At 70.5% G+C, this 18,566-nt stretch carries 17 protein-coding genes; 5 read left to right on the forward strand and 12 right to left on the reverse strand.

What is annotated here, in order from left to right:
• The first annotated feature begins 14 nt into the window (after positions 1 to 14).
• Complete coding sequence (locus AB0D18_RS21940; RefSeq protein WP_362420959.1) at positions 15 to 674, forward strand: YdcF family protein; 660 nt, start codon at positions 15 to 17, stop codon at positions 672 to 674.
• A gap of 77 nt (positions 675 to 751) precedes the next feature.
• Here the strand turns inward: AB0D18_RS21940 and AB0D18_RS21945 are convergent, their stop codons facing one another.
• The 6 genes from AB0D18_RS21945 to AB0D18_RS21970 all read right to left on the reverse strand — a co-directional run bounded on the left by AB0D18_RS21945 (position 752) and on the right by AB0D18_RS21970 (position 6,425).
• Complete coding sequence (locus tag AB0D18_RS21945) at positions 752 to 2,041, reverse strand: MFS transporter (protein WP_362420962.1); 1,290 nt, start codon at positions 2,039 to 2,041, stop codon at positions 752 to 754.
• Complete coding sequence (locus AB0D18_RS21950; protein ID WP_362420965.1) at positions 2,038 to 3,402, reverse strand: condensation domain-containing protein; 1,365 nt, start codon at positions 3,400 to 3,402, stop codon at positions 2,038 to 2,040. The genes AB0D18_RS21945 and AB0D18_RS21950 overlap by 4 nt, the downstream gene beginning before the upstream one ends.
• A gap of 74 nt (positions 3,403 to 3,476) precedes the next feature.
• On the reverse strand, positions 3,477 to 3,662 hold the full coding sequence (locus AB0D18_RS21955) for a hypothetical protein (RefSeq protein WP_362420968.1): 186 nt from the start codon (positions 3,660 to 3,662) through the stop codon (positions 3,477 to 3,479).
• 267 nt (positions 3,663 to 3,929) lie between these two features.
• On the reverse strand, positions 3,930 to 4,508 hold the full coding sequence (locus AB0D18_RS21960) for a hypothetical protein (RefSeq protein WP_362420971.1): 579 nt from the start codon (positions 4,506 to 4,508) through the stop codon (positions 3,930 to 3,932).
• A gap of 88 nt (positions 4,509 to 4,596) precedes the next feature.
• Entirely contained in the window at positions 4,597 to 5,892 is a 1,296-nt protein-coding gene (locus AB0D18_RS21965; RefSeq protein ID WP_362420974.1) for an MFS transporter, read from the reverse strand.
• Positions 5,889 to 6,425: a helix-turn-helix domain-containing protein gene (locus AB0D18_RS21970; RefSeq protein ID WP_362420977.1), complete on the reverse strand. Its 537-nt coding sequence runs from the start codon at positions 6,423 to 6,425 to the stop codon at positions 5,889 to 5,891. The genes AB0D18_RS21965 and AB0D18_RS21970 overlap by 4 nt, the downstream gene beginning before the upstream one ends.
• A 106-nt stretch (positions 6,426 to 6,531) precedes the next feature.
• On the opposite strand from AB0D18_RS21970, the gene AB0D18_RS21975 reads away from it, so the two are divergent.
• Complete coding sequence (locus tag AB0D18_RS21975; protein ID WP_362420980.1) at positions 6,532 to 7,122, forward strand: hypothetical protein; 591 nt, start codon at positions 6,532 to 6,534, stop codon at positions 7,120 to 7,122.
• A gap of 147 nt (positions 7,123 to 7,269) precedes the next feature.
• Here AB0D18_RS21975 and AB0D18_RS21980 read toward each other — a convergent pair whose 3' ends face one another.
• The 4 genes from AB0D18_RS21980 to AB0D18_RS21995 are packed head-to-tail and all read right to left on the reverse strand — an operon-like array spanning position 7,270 to position 11,832.
• On the reverse strand, positions 7,270 to 8,649 hold the full coding sequence (locus tag AB0D18_RS21980; RefSeq protein WP_362421151.1) for a GH1 family beta-glucosidase: 1,380 nt from the start codon (positions 8,647 to 8,649) through the stop codon (positions 7,270 to 7,272).
• Positions 8,650 to 8,678: 29 nt separating this feature from the next.
• Complete coding sequence (locus tag AB0D18_RS21985) at positions 8,679 to 9,515, reverse strand: carbohydrate ABC transporter permease (protein WP_362420983.1); 837 nt, start codon at positions 9,513 to 9,515, stop codon at positions 8,679 to 8,681.
• A 5-nt stretch (positions 9,516 to 9,520) separates the two neighbouring features.
• Complete coding sequence (locus AB0D18_RS21990; RefSeq protein ID WP_362420985.1) at positions 9,521 to 10,471, reverse strand: sugar ABC transporter permease; 951 nt, start codon at positions 10,469 to 10,471, stop codon at positions 9,521 to 9,523.
• Between the two features lie 14 nt (positions 10,472 to 10,485).
• Entirely contained in the window at positions 10,486 to 11,832 is a 1,347-nt protein-coding gene (locus AB0D18_RS21995; RefSeq protein ID WP_362420988.1) for a sugar ABC transporter substrate-binding protein, read from the reverse strand.
• A 289-nt stretch (positions 11,833 to 12,121) separates the two neighbouring features.
• Between AB0D18_RS21995 and yicI the strand changes: the two genes are divergently transcribed.
• The 3 genes from yicI to AB0D18_RS22010 all read left to right on the forward strand — a co-directional run bounded on the left by yicI (position 12,122) and on the right by AB0D18_RS22010 (position 17,333).
• The gene (gene yicI / locus AB0D18_RS22000; RefSeq protein WP_362420991.1) at positions 12,122 to 14,350 is read left to right on the forward strand and encodes an alpha-xylosidase; all 2,229 of its coding nucleotides are present in this window, start codon (positions 12,122 to 12,124) and stop codon (positions 14,348 to 14,350) included.
• Between the two features lie 62 nt (positions 14,351 to 14,412).
• Positions 14,413 to 15,129 (forward strand): FadR/GntR family transcriptional regulator, encoded by a 717-nt coding sequence (locus tag AB0D18_RS22005; protein WP_362421153.1) that lies wholly within the window; start codon positions 14,413 to 14,415, stop codon positions 15,127 to 15,129.
• Between the two features lie 50 nt (positions 15,130 to 15,179).
• Positions 15,180 to 17,333 (forward strand): beta-galactosidase, encoded by a 2,154-nt coding sequence (locus AB0D18_RS22010; RefSeq protein WP_362420994.1) that lies wholly within the window; start codon positions 15,180 to 15,182, stop codon positions 17,331 to 17,333.
• 26 nt (positions 17,334 to 17,359) lie between these two features.
• Here AB0D18_RS22010 and AB0D18_RS22015 read toward each other — a convergent pair whose 3' ends face one another.
• On the reverse strand, positions 17,360 to 17,683 hold the full coding sequence (locus AB0D18_RS22015) for a hypothetical protein (protein ID WP_362420997.1): 324 nt from the start codon (positions 17,681 to 17,683) through the stop codon (positions 17,360 to 17,362).
• Positions 17,680 to 18,534, reverse strand: coding sequence for a phytanoyl-CoA dioxygenase family protein (locus tag AB0D18_RS22020; protein WP_362421000.1), 855 nt, complete (start codon positions 18,532 to 18,534; stop codon positions 17,680 to 17,682). Before AB0D18_RS22020 ends, AB0D18_RS22015 begins: the two co-directional genes overlap by 4 nt.
• Positions 18,535 to 18,566: the final 32 nt, after the last annotated feature.

Raw genomic sequence — 18,566 nt, forward strand, 5'->3', positions numbered from 1 at the left:
AAGGTGGAACACCCATGACCATCACCATCCATGAGAAGGATCTGCGCGCCGCACAGCAGGTGTGGGACTACCTGGTCCTGAACCGACCGGTCCGCCCCTGCTCCGCGGCGATCGGGCTCGGCAGCCATGATCTCGGGGTCGCGGCGACCGCGGTCGGCCACTACCACGCCGGGCTCTTCCCGCTCGTCGTGTTCACCGGCGGCAACAGCCCCACCACCAAGGACCGTTTTCCGCGCGGCGAGGCGGTGCACTACCAGGAGCACGCGATCGCGCGCGGAGTGCCCGCCGACGCCGTCCTGGTCGAGCCGCGCGCCGTCAACACCGGGCAGAACATCACCTACACCCGCGCGCTGCTGGACGAGTGGGGCCCGGCCGTCGATTCCGTCATGCTCATCTGCAAGCCGTACATGGAGCGGCGGGCCTACGCCACCTGCCGCAAGCTGTGGCCGGAGGTCGCCGTGCAGTGCGCGTCCGAGCGCACCGGCCTGGAGGACTACCTGGTGGCCATCGGAGACCAGAAGCTCGTCATGGACATGCTGGCCGGGGAGTTGCAGCGGATACAGGAGTATCCCCGGCTCGGCTTCGCGACCGAGCAGCAGGTGCCTGCCGCGGTGCGCCGGGCCTACGACCATCTGGTACGGGCCGGCTTCGACAGCCGCCTGGTCAAGTCGTAGCCGGACGACCGCAGCCCTGCCCCGCAGTCGGACGACCGCAGCCCCGCCCCGCAGTCGGGCGGCCGGAGCCCGGCCGCTCAGTGCGGACCGTCGACCCGCCGCAGCCGCCGGATCGCCGGGACGCTCAGCAGCGCCGCCGACACCACCACGGTGCACACCGCACCGGCCAGCAGCATGGTGCGCAGGCCGAACTGCTCCGCGGCGGGCCCGGCGAGCGCCTCACCGACCGGCAGAAGGGCGATCGAACCGGCGATGTCATAGGCGTATACGCGGTTGAGCACGTCGTGCGGGACCTGGGTCTGGATGCTGGTCGCCCACATCACCCCCCAGAACGCCATTCCCATACCGCCGACGGCCGCGCCCGCCGCGATCGCGGGCACCGCAAGCCCGCTGCCCACCGCGAACGGGAAGACGGCGAACAGCGCCACGCCCACAGCCCCGGCCCGCAGTTGGAAGGCGGGCCGTAGCCGCATGGCGAGGATTCCGCCGACGACGGTGCCGCAGCCGAGCGCCGAGTTGACGAGACCGTAGACGGCCGGGCCGTGCTGCTGGACCATCTCCGTCGCGATCAGCGGCTGGGCGGGGCCGCGCGCGGTGAGTGCGAAGAAGCACCACAGCACCAGTACGCCCCACAGCCACGGCCGCACCCGGACCGCCAGCCAGCCCTCCCGCAGGCCCTGGCGCATGCCGCCGGTCCCGGACGGCGTCGTACCCGTCTTCTCGGCGCGCGTCTGCGGCGCCGCCGCACGGTCCGGCAGCCGCATCACCCACAGGCACACGGCGCTGACCGCGTACGTCCCGGCGTGCACGGCGAAGACGCTGCCGGCCGACGTCACGGCGACCAGCAGTCCTGCGGCCGTCGGGCCGGCGAGCGACATCACCGCCTCGACGGTGCGGATCGCCCCGTTGCCCTGCTGCGCGTCCGCGGACAACTGGCGCACCGTGCTTGCCACTCCGGGCTGGAAGACCGCCGCGGCGCCGCCGTTGACGAGACCGATCACCAGGACCTGCCAGAGCACCACGTGACCGGAGAAGAAGAGGACGGCCGCGAGGCACTGGCTGACCAGCCGGACCAGGTCGGCCCCGATCATCAGCCGACGCGGATTGACACGGTCGGCGATCACCCCTGCGAAGATCACCAGGCCCGCCCAGGACACCGTGGGCACCGCCATGGCCACACCGACCGACGTGACGTCGTACCCCTGCTGGAGCAGTCCCGCGGCCAGCGCCACCGGCAGCATCGTGTCACCGAGCCGGGCCACGGCCCGGGAGAGGAAGAACAGCCCGAAGTCCCGTGACCACAGCCGCCGTTCGCGCCGCTTGACCTCGACGGGACCGCCGTGCCCGGAGCGCACCTCCGCACTCATCGCGACAGCGAGCTTTCGACCAGGGCCCCGACCGTGCCGTCCGCGTCGCGCAGTACGCCGGCGAGCAGCGCCAGCACGTCGTCGGCGAGGCTCTCGGCCACGGCCAGCCCGCCGGGGGGACCCCCGCAGAAGGCCCGCACGGTCGTGGCCTCGGGGGTGAACTCGAAGCGCAGAGTGGTGACGCTCAGGTCCAGGGCCGGCTGGAAGGGTCCCAGGTCGCGGAGCTCGCGTTCGTCCGGGGCCGGCACCGGGCCGGTCGCCTCGGCAACACATGTCGCCCCGGTCGCGGACTCCGCCGGCATCCCCACGTGCAGCTGTACGTAGTCGATGCCGTCGGAAAGCAGCGCCTCGCCCAACGGCGGTACGGCGTGGGCAAGATCCGCGACGCTCAGCGCGGAGAACCGGAGCGCGGCCAGATTCTGGCTCATGACGGACCTGAAAGAGTCCGCCGGCGTCCGGTCCGGATCGACGTGGCAGATCACCGGACGGTCGTGTACGAAGCAGCCGGCCGCCACGTCGAACCCCGGCCGCTGCCGCGTCGAGACCGGCGTGAACAGTGCGAGGGTACGGGGCCCGCCGCGATGCCGAATCGCAGCCGCGGTCAGTACCGCCAACACGGAGAACGCGGTGGCTCCATGGGCCCGGCAGACAGCGGCGACCAGCGTGTGCAGTGCCGGTCCACGGTAGAGCTTCTGCACCTGGCTCAGAGACAGTTCGCCGGCCGGCCCGCCGGGTCTGGGTATCAGTCCCGAAACCGGTTCGAGGCTCTTCAGGGAGCGGGACCAGTAACGTATCTCGCGCTCCGCATTCACCGCGGCCTCGACCCGCTGCTCACACAACTCCCGGAACCCCACCGGCAGTTCGTCCGAACCGCTCCTGCGGCTCCCGGACTCGTCCTCCTCCAGCAGCGCCGTCAGCTCGGCCGCGAGGACTCGCTCGGCATGCCCGTCGCAGACGATGTGGTCCAGGGTCACCAGCAGGAATCGCTCCAGCCCGGCGGCGTCCTCGATCAGCTCGTACTCCGCGCGGCCGGGGACCTCGCGCACCTGCGTCGACCCCAGGCAGACGACCTTCCTGGCGGCCAACAGGTCTCCCGCGCTCTCGCCGGGCCGCGCGACGACGGTACGCAACAGCGGATCGACGGCCTCGATCCGCTGAAGGTAGGGCGCACGCCCGACCAGAGCGCTGCGCAGCGCCTCCTGCCGCTGTTGCAGACGCGTGATCGCGGACTGGATCCGGGCTCTCGTCGTCCCGGGCCGGAGCGGGAGGGCGATGAGCGTGTTGCGGAAGATCCCGGGACCGAAGAGGCCCTCCAGGAAGAGCATGCTGCGTTGTTCCGAAGCGAGCGGGAACGGGGCCAACAGATCTCTCCCGACGTGGTGTTCGACCTCAGGCTGAAATGGACTGGACCAATTGTGGTGATCGAGAGGGGATGCTAGATCCTCGGCGATGGCACGGCAAGTGCCGACTCCTGGCTCCGTCTCGGGGCGGGGCGGCGCGGGACGGCGAGGGGCAGCGAGGGGCGGCGCGTCAGCCGCTGGGACAGGCCTGTCCGGTGGTCGCGGAGACCGATCACACAGGCGGCGCCGATGCCGCCGGGCAGGTTCTTGCGGGCGGACACGGGGCGACGGTGTCGGCGAGTGCCTCGTTCACCGGGCCGGGTTCGGGCAGCGTCGTCGCGGGATCACCGGGGCCGGGCCGGTTTCCGAAACCGTTGGGCCAGGACGAAGTCCATGCGGCGCAGGGGTGTTGTCCCCGGGTTCCGGTCGAAGCCGACGTCCAGGAGGTGGGGGACGAGGGACCGTGCTCTGTGTACGTCGTCGAGCTCCCCGGCCAGGACGGCACGCATCTGCGCGGCCAGACCACCGGGCCACCGGGCCCGGCCGGCTCAGCCCCGCTCGGCCCCGGCAGGCCGCTCGACTCGAAGAACCGGCAATCCGGCTCGGTGCTTCGCGATGTTCCGTGTCTTCCTGGTGTTGGCCGACTCGGCGAGCGTGGCGAGTACCGCCGGCGACGTCGCTTCCTCTGCGAGGACGCGCTGCATCCAGTCCGTGACCTCCGCCAGCTCGCCCGGTGCCGGCACGTGACCGTCCTCGACGGACAGACAGAGCAGCCAGTCGTGGATGCGGCGGCGGATGAACTCGCGGTACGCCTCCGTCTTGAGCCGGTCGATCTCCGGCAGCAGTTCGGCCGACCACTGCCGGAACTCGGCAGGACCGCTCACCTTCCTCGCGATCGCGTCCACGAGGGCGACCACCGCCGTCTTGGACCCCATCTCGTGGGGGTCCCGCAGGATCGTGGCAACGATCGCGCGGTCCCGGTCACGGCTCCGCGAGGAGGCGGTCACCGAGACGATGCGCTGGTACGCGGAGCCTCGGACGTGCTCGTCCGCGACGGCATCGTCCACGTCCACATCGACGATGCCGGCCCCCGCCAGCAACTCGGCCACATCGGAATGCAAGGTCATCGCTTCGTCTCTTCCCGCAGGGTTGGTTCACGGTGGCCTCGCGCCGCTCCCGTCCAGCCTGCTCCGCCACGATAACCACGGCGGAGCGTCACACCGGATCCGCTGCACCCTCCCGAAGGGGATCCGGGGATTCACGGTGGCCAGGATCGTCGGCTGAGGCAGCGTCACGCAGCGCGGCCTCGACCCGGCGGTTGCTGGTCATGGTCGCCGTGACGGCGGTCATGGTGAGGAGGAGGCCGGCGGCGGCGTAGAGCGGGGTGCGCACGTTGTACGTGGTGGCCAGCCAGCCGCCGAGGAAGGCGCCGAACGGGGCGGCGCACATGGCGAGCATGCGGGAGGTGGAGGCGACCCGGCCCATCAGGTGGGCCGGGACGATCGCCTGCCGGAGGGAGGGTGCGAGCACCATCGTGGCGCCCATGCCCGCCCCGCAGACGGCGAGCGCGAGCCCGGCGACATACGGGTTGGGGGCGGCGGCCAGGCCCAGGATGGCGAGTCCCTCGACCGCGGCCGTGCAGGTCAGCGCGGTGCCTGTGCCGAGTCGTCGGCCGAGGAAGGAGGCGACTGCTGCGCCGAGCAGGCCGCCGGTGGCCTCCGCGGTGAGGAGCAGGCCGAAGCCGTAGGTGTCGATGCCCAGACGTTCGTGCGCGAAGAGGGCGAGGACGGTCTCCAGGGCGAGGAAGGCGATGTTCCCGACCGCCGGACGCAGCGCCAGCCCGAGCAGCAACTGATTGCGCAATACGTACGAGGCTCCGGCCCGCGCCTGGCGCAGCAGCGACTCACGGGCCTCCGGTACGGGCCGGGGCACGGCGGGCAGTGACCGTACGAGCAATGCGGAGAGCGCGAACGACACCGCGTCGGCGAGCAGCGGGACCGCGCGCCCGAGCGCCAGCAGCGCACTGCCCGCGGGCGGGCCCGCGAAGCCGGACGCGGCGGTCTGGGCGCCGCGCAGGCGGGAGTTGGCGCGCTCCAGGAGTGCGGGGTCGCGGCCGAGCAGGTCCGGCAGATAGGCCGTGGCGGCCGTGTCGAAGAAGAGTCCGCCGAGGCCGAGCAGGAAGGCGACGGCCGCGAGCAGCGGAATGCTCAGCAGGTCGAACGCGGCGGCCGCCACCGGTATCACGAGCAGCACCGCACGCGCCGTGTCCGCGACCCACATCGTGCGCCGGCGGTCCCAGCGGTCGACCAGTGCACCGCCGACCACCCCGAAGAGCAGCCACGGCAGCGTCCCGGCGGCCGTCACGACGGCCAGCGCCATCGGATCCCGCGTCAGCATCAACGCGAGCAGCGGCAGCGCGCCGTGCGTCACCCCGTCACCGAGCGAGGAGACTGTCTGTGCGGTCCACAGCCGTCCGAAGCCGGTCGGCAACCTCCGTACGTCCTGGGTCACTTGGAGTCTCCCTCGGCCTGCTCGCGCGATACCGGGTGGAACAGCGCGAAGACGAGTGACGCGTCCGGCAGCGACGGATCGGACAGCTCCCGGTACTCGTCCGCCAGTGCCCGCAGCCGCGCCCCCAGCTCTGCGAACTGCTCGTCGGTGAGCCGCAGATGCGTCATCCGCACCTGCCGCTCTTCCACCGGTGACGCCTCCAGGTCCGCCACCGCGTTGCGCATCAGCACATCCGGCCCGCCCTGACCCGGATCCGGCAGCGCGATCGACCGCGCGGCCATCGCGTAGTACCGCTCGGTGACCCCCCGCACCTTCCGCGTCCGCACCACCTTCACCAGTCCGGCCCGCTCCAGCAGCCGCACGTGATAGCTGGAACTCCCCTTCGCGAGGCCCACCCGCCCGGCGATCTGCGTGATGGTCGCCGGCTCGAAGCGCAGCACGGCCATGATCCGGTGACGCGTGAGATTGGAGACGGCGCGCAGCTGCTCATCAGTGGTGACGTGAAACGTCTCGGGAAGATCTTCGGTAGGCATGCACCCAATGGTCAAGGACTCTTGACCATTGCGCAAGGGGTTTCGTACGGCCCGGCTGCCGAAGGGTGCCTACGGTGGGCAGCGGGGCGGCGGATAGCGTTCGGGCATGGCGATGACGGGGAAGCGGCGGGTCCTGTACCGGCAGGGCAGCGGGTTCTGGCGGATGACGGCGAAGTGGGTGGTGGTCTTCGGGGCCCTGTACCTGCTGGACGGCGGGCTGCTCCGGTCGTGGGGCGACGCTCTGGTCTGGCCGATGATCGGGATCCTGCTGTGGGTGCCGTTCGGGATCGGTGTCGTCTGGTACCCGAGGAAGGACCAGCAAGTCACGCTCGCGGCGCATGAATTGCGGGTGCGGCGCAAGCGGCTGCCGATGGAGAAGGTGAACCTGCTGCACGTGGCGCGGCTGTGGCTGGAGGGACGGTCGACCGCGGACGGCCAGCCGGTGCTGGACTGGGCACGGTTCGACCGGGTGGTGTGGGTGCCGTTGCGGGACGGCCGGGCGTTCGGCGTGGAGTTCCGCGACCCGGCCGCGTTCGCCAAGGTCTTCGGCGCTTTCGCGGTCGCGGCGTGCGGAGGGCCGGACATCGTCCGCGCGAGGGCCGCGGCGGAGACCTACCCGGATCCGGTCCCGATGCGGGCCCGCCCCGCCTCCCACGACGACGGCTCCTGGCTGGACCTCCTGGACGTCTTCGACTGAGAGAGCCGGACCCGCACGACGGGGGTTGACGGTCCGTCAGGAGCCGTGCACCCGGCGGCGGTCCGTCAGGTGCCGTGCACCTGGCCGCGGTCCGTCAGGAGGCGTGCACCCGGCGGCGGTCCGGCTTCCGCACGGTGCCGGCGTCAGTCACCCCCGGCGTGCCGCGAGCAGCTCCCGGTACCAGTGGAAGCTGTCCTTCGGTGTGCGCCGCTGCGTGCCGTAGTCGACGTGGACGATGCCGAACCGTTTCGCGTAGCCGAGGGCCCATTCGAAGTTGTCCAGGAGCGACCAGACGTAGTAGCCGCGTACGTCGACGCCCGCGTCCATGGCGGTCCGCAGTGCCGTGAGGTGACCGTGCAGGTAGGCGATGCGGTCGGCGTCGTGCACGGCTCCGTCCGCGGTGACCTCGTCGTGTTCCGCCGAGCCGTTCTCCGTGATGTGGATCGGCGGCAGGGCCTTGCCGTACGTTTCCTTGAGCGAGGTCAGCAGGTCCGTGAAGGTCTCGGGGACGACCGGCCAGCCCATCGCCGTACGGCGGACGTCCGGATACGGCCTCTCGGTGTACCGGTTGTCGGTGGCGACGCGCAGCGCGGGGTCGCTCTCGCGGTGCGGGGCCTCCGCGACGACGATCGGCCGGTAGTAGTTGACACCGAGGAAGTCCATTGGCTGCGCGATGAGTTCGAGGTCCCCTTCGCGCCGGAAGTCCTGCCGGGTGATGAGCTCGCCCCAGGTGTCCTCGTCCGTGCCCGGGTAGCGGCCCGCGAGGAGCGGCTCGGTCCACACGAGGTTGTGCTGGGTGTCGGCGCGGACGACGGCGGCACGGTCGGTGGCCGAGTCGGTGGCGGGGACGTTCCGGTCGAGGTTGAGGGTGATGCCCGCCTCGCGCACACCGGCCGCGCGCAGCGCCCGCATGGCCAGGCCGTGGCCGACGAGCAGATGGTGTGCTGCGGCGAGCGCGCCGGTGCCCTCCTGCGCACCGGGTGCGTGGCGGCCCACCGAGTAGCCGAGGAAGGCGCTGCACCAGGGCTCGTTGAGGGTGATCCAGCGCGGGACGCGGTCGGCGAGGTGCTCGGCGACGATCGCCGTGTACTGGGCGAACCGCTCCGCGGTCTCCCGGACCCGCCAGCCGCCCCGCTCTTCGAGGGCCTGTGGCAGGTCCCAGTGGTAGAGGGTGGCGGCCGGTTCGACGCCCGCCGCCAGCAGCTCGTCCACCAGGCGGGAGTAGAAGTCGAGGCCCTTGGGGTTCGCGGGCCCCCGCCCGGTCGGCTGGATGCGCGGCCAGGCGATCGAGAACCGGTACGAGTCGACGCCCAGGTCGCGCAGGAGCGCCACGTCCTGGGGGTAGCGGTGGTAGTGGTCGCAGGCCACGTCGCCGGTGTCGCCGCCGTCGGTACGGCCCGGGGTGTGGCTGTAGGTGTCCCAGATGGAGGGGCCGCGGCCGTCCTCGTCGACGGCGCCCTCGATCTGGTACGAAGCGGTGGCCGCGCCGAACACGAAGCCCGGGGGGAAGGAGGGCATGGGTGACAAGTCGCTCATGGGAAACCTTACGTGAGGCCCTACTTGACGGAGCCGCCGGTGATGCCGGCGGCGATGTACTTCTGGGCGAGGACGAGCAGCACGGCCGCCGGGACCGCCGACAGGACGGCGGCCGCCATGACCGACCCCCAGTCGCCGACGTGGGCGCCGATGTACTGATAGATGCCGAGCGTGACGGGTTTGACGTCGTCGGTGGTGTTGAGAGTGAGCGCGAACATGAAGTCGCTCCACGCGTACAGGAAGGAGAACAGCCCTGCGGTGATCAGGGAGTTGCGGCTCATCGGCAGCACGACCTGGACGAACGTACGCAATCTGCCCGCGCCGTCGACCTCCGCCGCCTCGATGACCTCCCTGGGGACGGACAGCATGAAGGAGCGCATCAGGACGATGGCGAAGGGGATGCCGAGCGAGGCGTCGGCGAGCATCAGCCCGAAGTAGGAGTTGACCAGGCCGAGTTCGACGTACGCACTGTAGAGGGCGTTGGCGACGACGATGCCCGGCACCATCTGCGTGATGAGGGTGCCGAACACGATGCTCCTGGCGGCGGGCAGCCGGAACCGGGCGAGCCCGTACGCGGCGGGTGCGGCGATCGCCAGACAGATGACGACGGCGCCCAGCGCGACAGCGAGGGAGGTCAGCAGGTGGCCGCCCTGTTCACCGAGGGCGGCGGTGAAGCCGGACAGGTCCAACGAGTGCGGTACGGGCGAGACTTCGAGAAGCCCCGACTCGGGCTGCAGCGCCGTGTTGAGCATCCAGTACAACGGGAACAGCATCACGCAGAGGAAGACCGTGCCCGCCACGGTGGCGCCCCAGCGGCGCCCCGGCCTCCGTACGACGGGCGGGTGAGTGGTCGCCATGCCGGTCACTTCTCCTCCAAGCGGTTGGCCCGCAGGTAGATCACCGCGAAGACGGCGGACATCAGGATCAGGACGTTGCCGACGACCGCGCCCGCACCGAAGTCCAGCTGCACGAAGGAGTTCTGGTACGTGAGCGTGCCGAGCGTCTGTGTGGAGTCGGCCGGGCCGCCGTCGGTGAGGGCCAGGATCAGGTCGAGGATCTTGACCGTCGACATGAAGCCCAGCACGAGTACGACCGTGATGACCGGCTTGAGCAGCGGCAGAGTGATGGAGCGGAAGGTGCGCCAGGCGGAGGCGCCGTCCAGGGCCGCGGCCTCGTACATCTCCTTGGGGACCTCCTGGAGCCCGCCGTAGAGGATCACCATGTGGAACGGGATGCCGATCCAGATGTTCACCAGGATCACGGAGAGCAGGGCCGTGCCGGGGCTGGTCAGCCACGGGGCGTGCCCGCCGAGTCCGAGGGTGTCGGCGAAGGAGTTCAGCACGCCGGTGTCCTGGTCGAGGATGCGGCGCCACACGATGCCGGAGACGACCATCGGGACGAGCCAGGGCAGCAGGATCAGCGAGCGCAGGAACCCGTTGAGCGGGAACCGCCTGGTGAAGAAGACGGCGAGCGCGAGGCCGATGCCGAACTGGCCGAGCAGGGAGCCGACCGTGAAGACGAGGGTGTGCCACAGCGCCCTGCCGAAGAGGTCGTCGTGGAGGACCTTGCTCCAGTTGTCGGTGCCGTTGAAGGGGGACTTGCCGTCGAAGAACGTGGACGGCGAGAAGTCCTGGAAGCTCATCACGACGTTGCGGACGAGCGGGTAGCCGAAGAACAGCAGCATGAAGACGACGGCGGGAGCGACGAAGCCCCACTGGGAAAGCTTGCGGCGGCGTCGGGCGCGCTGCGGACGAGGCGTCTTCGTGGGAGCGGCAGGCTCGACGGCGGGCGCCGAAGCGGTGGTGGTCGACATGTGCGTGTGTCCCCTCAGTTCCCGCTCGTGGCGCGGGCCTGCGCCTTCTTCAGCGCCGCGGCGCTGTCCTGACCGGTGAGCGCGGACTGGAAGGCGCTCTGGAGAGCCAGCGACACGGACGACCAGCCGGCTCCGACCTTCGTGGTACGGGAGCGGGCGGTGGCCACCTGGTCGGCGAGGGCGTCGAGTTCGGGCACTTCCTTGCGCCAGCTCGCGGCGGCCTTCTCGTTCGCCGGGACCATCCAGCTGTTGCGCGCGTAGGTGATCTGCTCCTTCTCGGAGGACATGCACTGGATGATCTGCCCGGCGGTCTTCTCGCGAGCCGTGTCGCCGGTGTTGGGCACGGTGAGGATGGCGCCGCCGAGCGGGCCGACCGACTTGTCGCCGGTCTTGGGGACGGGGATCTGCGCGATCCCCCAGTGCAGACTCTTCTTGCTGTTGAGGGTCTCCACCTGCCACGGGCCGTTGATCATCATCGCGGCGTTGCCTGCCATGAACTGGTCGTTGACGTCGGCCTGCGTCCAGTTGACGGTCGACTTGGAGAGCGAGCCGTCCTTGAGGAGGCCCTTCCAGTAGTCGAGCGCCCCGGCGACGTTCTTGGAATCCAGCTCCGTCTCGTCACCGCCGTTGGACCACATGAACGGGGTGAACTGGAAGACGCCGTCCTCCGCTCCGCCCGCGCTCAGGGCGATGCCGTACTGCTTGCCCTGGGTGAGCTTCTTCGCGGTCTCCTTCATCTCGGCCCAAGTGGTGGGCACTTGGAGACCGGCCTTGTCGAGGATGTCCTTGCGGTAGAAGAGGGCGAGGGTGTTCACCGTGCGGGCGGCCCCGTAGTACGTGCCCCGGTACGAGCCGAAGTCGACGATGCCCCGGGGGACGTCCTCGGTGGACAGACCGAGGGTGCGCAGGTCGACAAGGCCGCCCGCCTCGGCGAACGTCGGCATCTCGGAGGCGTCGAACTGGATGACGTCCGGGAGCGACTTCGAGGACGCCATGCGCAGCGACTTGGTCATCACCTGTGCGGCGGGGACGCTCTGCTGCTCGATGGTGATGCCGAGTTGCTTGCCGCAGCGCGAGAGCGTGTCGGCGTCCCAGCCGTGGTAGGAGTCGTCGGTCGACGAGTTGAGGACGGTGAAGACGTGGCCGTCACGCTGCTGGCCGCAGCCCGCGAGGGCGACGCCGGCGACGAGCGCGGTGACAACGCCGAACGGGACGACGGCCCGCCGGCCGGTACTTCGGTGCCCGGCGCGCGTCACATTCGCAGAGGGAGCTGCTGTCACGGTGGTTGCCTTGCCTGGGAGGGGTGGCTGGTCCCGGCGGAACGTCTGTGTCCGCTCCGCACGTGGTTTGTTTTCCGACATGACTAATACGCCATGACGTGTTGAAGCGCTACCCCATCGGACGGGTCATTTTCCCAACTACTCCCTCAACTCCCAGTGCACAGCGTGTCGAAGCGCTTCACCGATTTCCGCCCTGTGACCCTTGCTCTTTCGTTTTCCTTACGCTCAAATGGCGTTGGCGGCAGTCCCGCCTTAACGATCGAAGTGAGTTGAAGGGCCGTGGGCCGCGCCCCCAGGTGGTGACGGCGTCTCCCTCACCACCGTCGCCCGCCCTGCTGACCTGAACCACCTCTGCTCCCCTGGGAAGAACATGAAGTTCACCGACGGCTTCTGGCTGATGCGCGACGGGGTCCAGGCCTCGTACGCCACCGAGGTCCGAGACATCCGTACGAGCACCGACAGATTCACCGCGTACGCCGCCGTCAGGCGCGTCGAGCGCCGTGGTCACACCCTCAACTCCCCGCTGCTGACGGCCGATTGCTTCTCCCCCGCCGAGGGCGTCATCGGCGTCCGCGTCACGCACCTCGCGGGAAAGCGCCGCCCAGGCCCCGACTTCGCGCTGCCCGGTGCGCACACCCCCACCGGGCAGGTACGCCGCGACGGCGACGTGGTCGAGCTGGCGAGCGGCGCCCTGTCCGTCCGGCTGGACGCCGCCGCCCCGTGGACGCTGTCCTTCCACGGTGCGGACGGGCGCGAGGTGACACGGGCGGGCGTCAAAGGCACGGCCTTCTTCACCACCCCCGACGGCGCCCACCACATGGCCGGACAGCTCGCCCTCGGCGTCGGCGAGCAGGTCTACGGCCTCGGCGAACGCTTCACCCCGTTCGTCAAGAACGGCCAGGCCCTCGATATGTGGCAGGCCGACGGCGGCACCAGCAGCGAACAGGCCTACAAGAACGTGCCGTTCAGCCTGCACCTCTCCACCGCCGGCGCGTACGGCGTGTTCGTCGACCACCCCGGCAGGGTCGGTTACGAGATCGGCTCCGAGTCGGTCGGCCAGATGCAGTTCAGCGTCGAGGACCAGACGCTCACGTACTACGTCGTCGCGGGACCCACCCCCAAGGACGTACTGCGCCGCTACACCGCCCTCACCGGCCGTCCCGCGCTGCCGCCGGCCTGGTCCTTCGGCCTGTGGCTGACCACGTCGTTCACCACGCAGTACGACGAGGAGACCGTCGCGTCCTTCGTCGACGGCATGGCCGAGCGGGACATCCCGCTGAGCGTCTTCCACTTCGACTGCTTCTGGATGCGCGAGTACCAGTGGTCGGACTTCGCATGGGACCCGGACGTCTTCCCCGACCCGCAGGGCATGCTGGCCCGCCTCAAGGAGCGGGGCCTGCGGATCTCCCTCTGGATCAACCCGTACATCGCCCAGAAGTCCGCCCTCTTCGAGGAGGCCGCGCAGCGCGGTTTCCTGGTGCGGCGGCCGAACGGCGACATCTGGCAGTGGGACCTGTGGCAGGCCGGCATGGGCCTGGTCGACTTCACGAACCCGGAGGCCTGCGCCTGGTTCCAGGGGAAGTTGAAGACCCTCCTCGACCAGGGTGTCGACTGTTTCAAGACGGACTTCGGCGAGCGCATCCCCACCGATGTCCACTGGCACGACGGCTCCGACCCGGAGCGCATGCACAACTACTACACGCACCTCTACAACCAGGTCGTCTTCGAACTGCTGCAGAAGGAGCGCGGCATCGGCGAGGCGGTGCTGTTCGCGCGCTCGGCCACGGCGGGCGGCCAGCAGTTCCCGGTGCACTGGGGCGGCGACTGCTGGGCGTCGTTCGGCGCGATGGCGGAGTCGCTGCGCGGCGGGCTCTCCTTGTCGCTGTCCGGATTCGGCTTCTGGTCGCACGACATCGGCGGCTTCGAGGGCACCCCCGACCCGGCCGTCTTCAAGCGCTGGCTGGCCTTCGGTCTGCTGTCCTCGCACAGCCGGCTGCACGGTTCCAGTTCGTACCGGGTGCCGTGGGAGTTCGGTGCCGAAGCGGTCGACGTCACAAGGAAGTTCACCCGGCTCAAGCACCGCCTGATGCCGTATCTGTACGGCGCCGCGGCCGAGGCCCACCGCGAAGGTGTGCCCCTGATGCGGCCCATGCTCCTGGAGTTCCCCGACGACCCGACGTCCCGCACGCTCGACAGGCAGTACATGCTCGGCCCCGACCTGCTCGTGGCCCCGGTGTTCACCGACCACGGCGACGTCGAGTTCTACCTCCCCGAAGGGACCTGGACGCATCTGCTGACCGGTGAACAGGTGCAGGGCCCGTGCTGGCGCCGCGAGAACCACGGCTTCGACAGCCTGCCGCTGTACGTCCGGCCGGGCGCGGTGCTCCCTCTCGGCGCCGACGAGCTCCGTCCCGACGGCGACTGGGCCGACGGCCTCACCCTGCTGGTCACCCCCGGAACGCACGACGCGACCGTCCGGCTTCCCGACCACGCGGGCCGCACGGCAGCGACCTACCGGGTGACCCGCGACACGGGGAGCGGAACGGTGACGGTCACGGCGCCCGACGGGGTCGCGGTGCCGCACGTCAGGGAGCTGTGAGCGGCTGACGGTGGGCGACCATGTGGACATCCTGTGTTTCTGTGTCACATGTGGGGGACGAAGTGTCGCTGACCGACAAGGCCATCGAGCAGATCCGTGAGCTGATCCGCACCGGCGCCCTGCCTCCTGGCTCGAAGCTGCCGCCGGAACCGGAGTTGGCCCTCCAGCTGGGCCTGTCCCGCAACCTCGCGCGCGAAGCGGTCAAGGCGCTGTCCGTCGCGAGAGTGTTGGAGGTGCGCCGGGGCGACGGTACCTACGTGACCAGCCTCGCGCCCAGTCTGCTCTTCGAGGGGCTGGGCGGCGCGGTCGAACTGCTGCAGAGCGACCCGGGCGCACTGCTGGACCTGATGGAGGTACGACGGCTCCTCGAACCGGCCGCCACCGCGCTCGCCGCCACTCGCATCAGCAACGCACAACTGCGCGAAATCGAGGGGCACTTGTACGCGATGCGCGATGCCCAGGACGATGTCGAGCAGCTCAACGCGCACGACGCCGCCTTCCACCGGGCCGTCGTCGCGGCCTCGGGCAACGAGTCGCTGCTCACCCTCCTCGAAGGCGTATCCGGCCGCACCCTGCCCGCCCGCATCTGGCAGGGGCGCGTCGACAGCCTGGCCGCGAGCCGCACCCTCGCCGAGCACGAGGCGATCTTCACGGCGCTCTCCCACCGGGACCCGGCCCTGAGCCAGGCAGCCGCTCTTCTGCACGTCAGCAGCACCGAGCGGTGGCTGCGGGAGCACCTGCGCTCCGCCGAGGCAACCCAGGGGCAGCGGCAGCCGTAACCCTGCATCTGCTTATCTCCTTACTCCTACGTCTCCTTGAGGCCCCTTTCATGACATTCCTGCCCCGGCGCGTCCTGTTCGGCGCTGCCTACTACCACGAGTACCAGCCCTACGAGCGGCTGAAGACCGACCTCGATCTGATGGCGGAGGCGAAGTTCAGCGTCATCCGCGTCGGCGAGTCCGTCTGGTCCACCTGGGAGCCCGAGAACGGGCGCTTCGACCTCGACTGGCTGCAACCCGTCCTCGACGGCGCCCACGAACGCGGCATATCCGTCGTCCTCGGCACCCCTACCTACGCCGTGCCGCCCTGGCTGGCCAGGCAGTACCCGGAGATCGCCGCCGAGGACGCCGCCGGCAGGCCCGCCGCGTGGGGCGGCCGCCAGGAGGTCGACATCACGCATCCGGCCTTCCGGTTCCACGCGGAGCGGGTGATTCGCGCGATCGTGGCCCGCTACGCCTCCCACCCCGCCGTCATCGGCTTCCAGGTCGACAACGAGCCGGGCCCCCGGCTGCCGCACAACCACGGTGTCTTCCAGCGGTTCGTGGACGATCTGCGGCAGCGGTACGGCGATGTGGAGACCCTCAACCGCGAGTGGGGGCTGGTGTACTGGTCGCACCGGCTGTCCACCTGGGCCGACCTGTGGAAGCCGGAGGGCAACGCGCAGCCGCAGTACGACCTGGCCTGGCGGGCCTTCCAGGCGCGGCAGACCAGCGAGTTCATCGCCTGGCAGGCCGGCATCGTGCGTGAGTACGCGAGGCCGGACCAGTTCGTCACCACGTGCCTGGCCTACGGGTCCCCCGGCCTGGAGGACGACGAACTCACCGACAGCCTGGACGTCACGGCGGGCAACCCGTACTACGACATGCAGGACAGCCTCACCATGCCGGAGCCGCCGCACGAGAAGCTGCCGGGGCAGTGGATGTCGTACGGGGCGTGGGCGCTGCACCACAGCGCGGACCGGATCTACTCCTCGCGCCAGGAGCCGTTCCTGGTCACGGAGACCAACGCCCAGGCGATCGGCGGCAGTTCGGACAACCGGCCCGCCTTCGACGGCCAGTGGCGGCAGGCCGCGTGGGCGCTGGTCGCGCGCGGGGCCCGCATGATCGAGTACTGGCACTGGCACACGCTGCACTTCGGCACCGAGACGTACTGGGGCGGAATCCTCCCGCACAGCGGCCGGCCCGGCCGTGCGTACGCCGAACTGGCCCGTCTGGGCGGCGAGTTCGAGCGTGCCGGGGAGCTGGTCGCCGACCTCACCCCGGACGCCGACATCGCGATGGTGTACTCGGCGCCCAGCAAGTGGCTGATGCAGCACCACCCGCCGCTCGCGGACGTCTCCGGCGGTCCTGACGGCGGATCGTACGACGGAATCTTCGAACCGTTCTACCGGGGCGCGTTCGAGGCGGGCTGCCAGGTGCGCATCCTGCACGCCCGGCAGCTGCACGACACCGGCGGCAGCCGGCCCGGCCTGGCTCCGGAACGGGCGGCCGGACTGCACCCCGTACTGATCGCTCCCGGCCTGTACGTGGCCGACGACGGCCTGCTCGACTGGCTCGCCGCGTACGCCGAGGCCGGGGGCCACCTCGTGCTGGGGCCGCGCACCGGCTACGGCGACGAGGAGGCGCGGGCGCGCCACGAGGTGACACCGGCGGGTCTGGTGAAGGCCTCGGGCGTGCGCCACGACGAGTTCAGCAACCTGCACGCGGACCTGCCGCTGCGCAGCACGCCTGACAGTGCGCTCCGGCTGCCGGGCGACGCGGTCGCGACCCGTTGGGTGGAGGGGCTCGCGGTGGACGACGCCGATGTACTCGCCGAGTACGCGCACCCGCACTTCGGCCGGTGGCCGGCCGTCACCACGCGCCGCCACGGTGCTGGGCGCGTCACCTGTGTCGGGACCGTACCCGGCCGGGCGCTCGCCCGTGCGCTCGCGCAATGGCTCGCACCGGAGCCGTGCAGCGGCTGGGAGGGTCTGCCGGACTCCGTCACCGTCGCGACCGGCACCGCCGAGGACGGGCGGCGCGTGCATGTCGTCCACAACTGGAGCTGGCAACCGGCCACCGTCCGGGCCCCGCGGGACCTGACCGACGCCCTGACCGACACCCTGGACGACGGCGTGGTCCCGGCAGGCACGCCTGTGCGGCTCGGCGCGTGGGACGTCCGGGTCTTCGCCGCCGCACCGGACTCCCCCGGCGGGGGCCGCTGACCTACGCGCGGCATGCCGCGGTGGCCTTACGCCCGCACGTCGACGATCTGCTCGAAGAGGAACTCGTGCTTGAGGAAGGAGACTTCGTACTCGCCGCCGGCCCCGGGAGGCATCAGCTGGGAGGCCTGGATCAGCCGCCAGCCGTCACAGAGGGCCGCCACGCCCGACTCGTACGGCGGTTCGTCGCTGTCGCCCGCGGTCGGGGAGGTCCGGCCGGTCCCGTCGTAGCGGGACCAGCCGACGACCGGTGCGTCCAGGGCGGACGTGGACAGGTACAGCACCAGCAGCCGCTGCCGCAGTACCGGAGTGCCGGCCGTCTGCGGGACGGGGTGCGTCGTGTCGATGCTCATGCGGACTCCACCTCGGGACGGTTGGTGACCCTGGTCACCCAGTGGTCGATGTCGAACGCGGGATCGCCGGTCAACTCCCTCCACAGCAGGACGCGTTGGTACCGCTCCAGGCGGCCGGCGGCCTGCTCGTACCACGGGAAGTGCGCGTCGAGTTCGGCGTGCACCTGCGGGTCGTGCAGGTCGGAGTGGTCCCACAGGAGGCGCTGGCGCACCGTCGGATTGAAGCGGATCTTGAACATGTAGCGCCGGATGTCGCTGTCGTTGCGGCGGCCCCCGTGCCAGAGCCCGTGGTGCAGGAACACCACCGTTCCGGCCGGGCAGACCAGCCGGTCCTGGCCCCGGAGGTTCTGGTACCGGCCGGTGTCGGACTCGTTGGTGCGCCGCAGATGGCTTCCGGGCACGCTCAGCGTGCCGCCCATCTCCAGCGTCACCTGCTGCGGGTAGTACATCAACTGGACGTCGAACGCGTCCGGCCGTACGTCGATGATGGCGTCCGCGTGCAGCGGCTGGGCCTCTCCCCCGCGCGGCTCACGGATGTGCACGGCGTGGTGGTCCACCGTCGGCTCCGGGCCGACCAGACTGCGCAACGCGCCTGCCACCCGAGGCAGTTCGAGCAGCCTGCGGGGGAAGGAGCCCGGTGCGTAGGCCTGGGACACCGGTGTGCCGTAGGGCACCGACTCCACTCCGTCCGCCAGCACCCGCAGGGCCTCGGCGTTCATCGCGGCCGGGACCACCGCGTCGAGCCGCAGCGATCCGCTCGCCACGAAGCGCGCCATCCGCACCGAATCGATCAGTGTGCCGCCCCGGTCGGACGTCTCTTCGGCTTCGAGTTGCTCGGGCTCCGTCGTCATGACGCACACGCTAGGAGCGGGCGCTCGCGGAG

This window comes from Streptomyces sp. NPDC048442, from assembly GCF_040651475.1.
Classification (GTDB): Bacteria; Actinomycetota; Actinomycetes; order Streptomycetales; family Streptomycetaceae; genus Streptomyces.

Excerpts from the sequence above, each read along its gene's own strand:
- AB0D18_RS21940 (WP_362420959.1), top strand. The coding sequence starts at position 15 with ATGACCATCACCATCCATGAGAAGGATCTGCGCGCCGCACAGCAGGTG.
- AB0D18_RS21945 (WP_362420962.1), bottom strand. The coding sequence starts at position 2,041 with ATGAGTGCGGAGGTGCGCTCCGGGCACGGCGGTCCCGTCGAGGTCAAG.
- AB0D18_RS21960 (WP_362420971.1), bottom strand. The coding sequence starts at position 4,508 with ATGACCTTGCATTCCGATGTGGCCGAGTTGCTGGCGGGGGCCGGCATC.
- AB0D18_RS21970 (WP_362420977.1), bottom strand. The coding sequence starts at position 6,425 with ATGCCTACCGAAGATCTTCCCGAGACGTTTCACGTCACCACTGATGAG.
- AB0D18_RS21975 (WP_362420980.1), top strand. The coding sequence starts at position 6,532 with ATGGCGATGACGGGGAAGCGGCGGGTCCTGTACCGGCAGGGCAGCGGG.
- AB0D18_RS21985 (WP_362420983.1), bottom strand. The coding sequence starts at position 9,515 with ATGGCGACCACTCACCCGCCCGTCGTACGGAGGCCGGGGCGCCGCTGG.
- AB0D18_RS21990 (WP_362420985.1), bottom strand. The coding sequence starts at position 10,471 with ATGTCGACCACCACCGCTTCGGCGCCCGCCGTCGAGCCTGCCGCTCCC.
- AB0D18_RS21995 (WP_362420988.1), bottom strand. The coding sequence starts at position 11,832 with ATGTCGGAAAACAAACCACGTGCGGAGCGGACACAGACGTTCCGCCGG.
- yicI (WP_362420991.1), top strand. The coding sequence starts at position 12,122 with ATGAAGTTCACCGACGGCTTCTGGCTGATGCGCGACGGGGTCCAGGCC.
- AB0D18_RS22010 (WP_362420994.1), top strand. The coding sequence starts at position 15,180 with ATGACATTCCTGCCCCGGCGCGTCCTGTTCGGCGCTGCCTACTACCAC.
- AB0D18_RS22015 (WP_362420997.1), bottom strand. The coding sequence starts at position 17,683 with ATGAGCATCGACACGACGCACCCCGTCCCGCAGACGGCCGGCACTCCG.
- AB0D18_RS22020 (WP_362421000.1), bottom strand. The coding sequence starts at position 18,534 with ATGACGACGGAGCCCGAGCAACTCGAAGCCGAAGAGACGTCCGACCGG.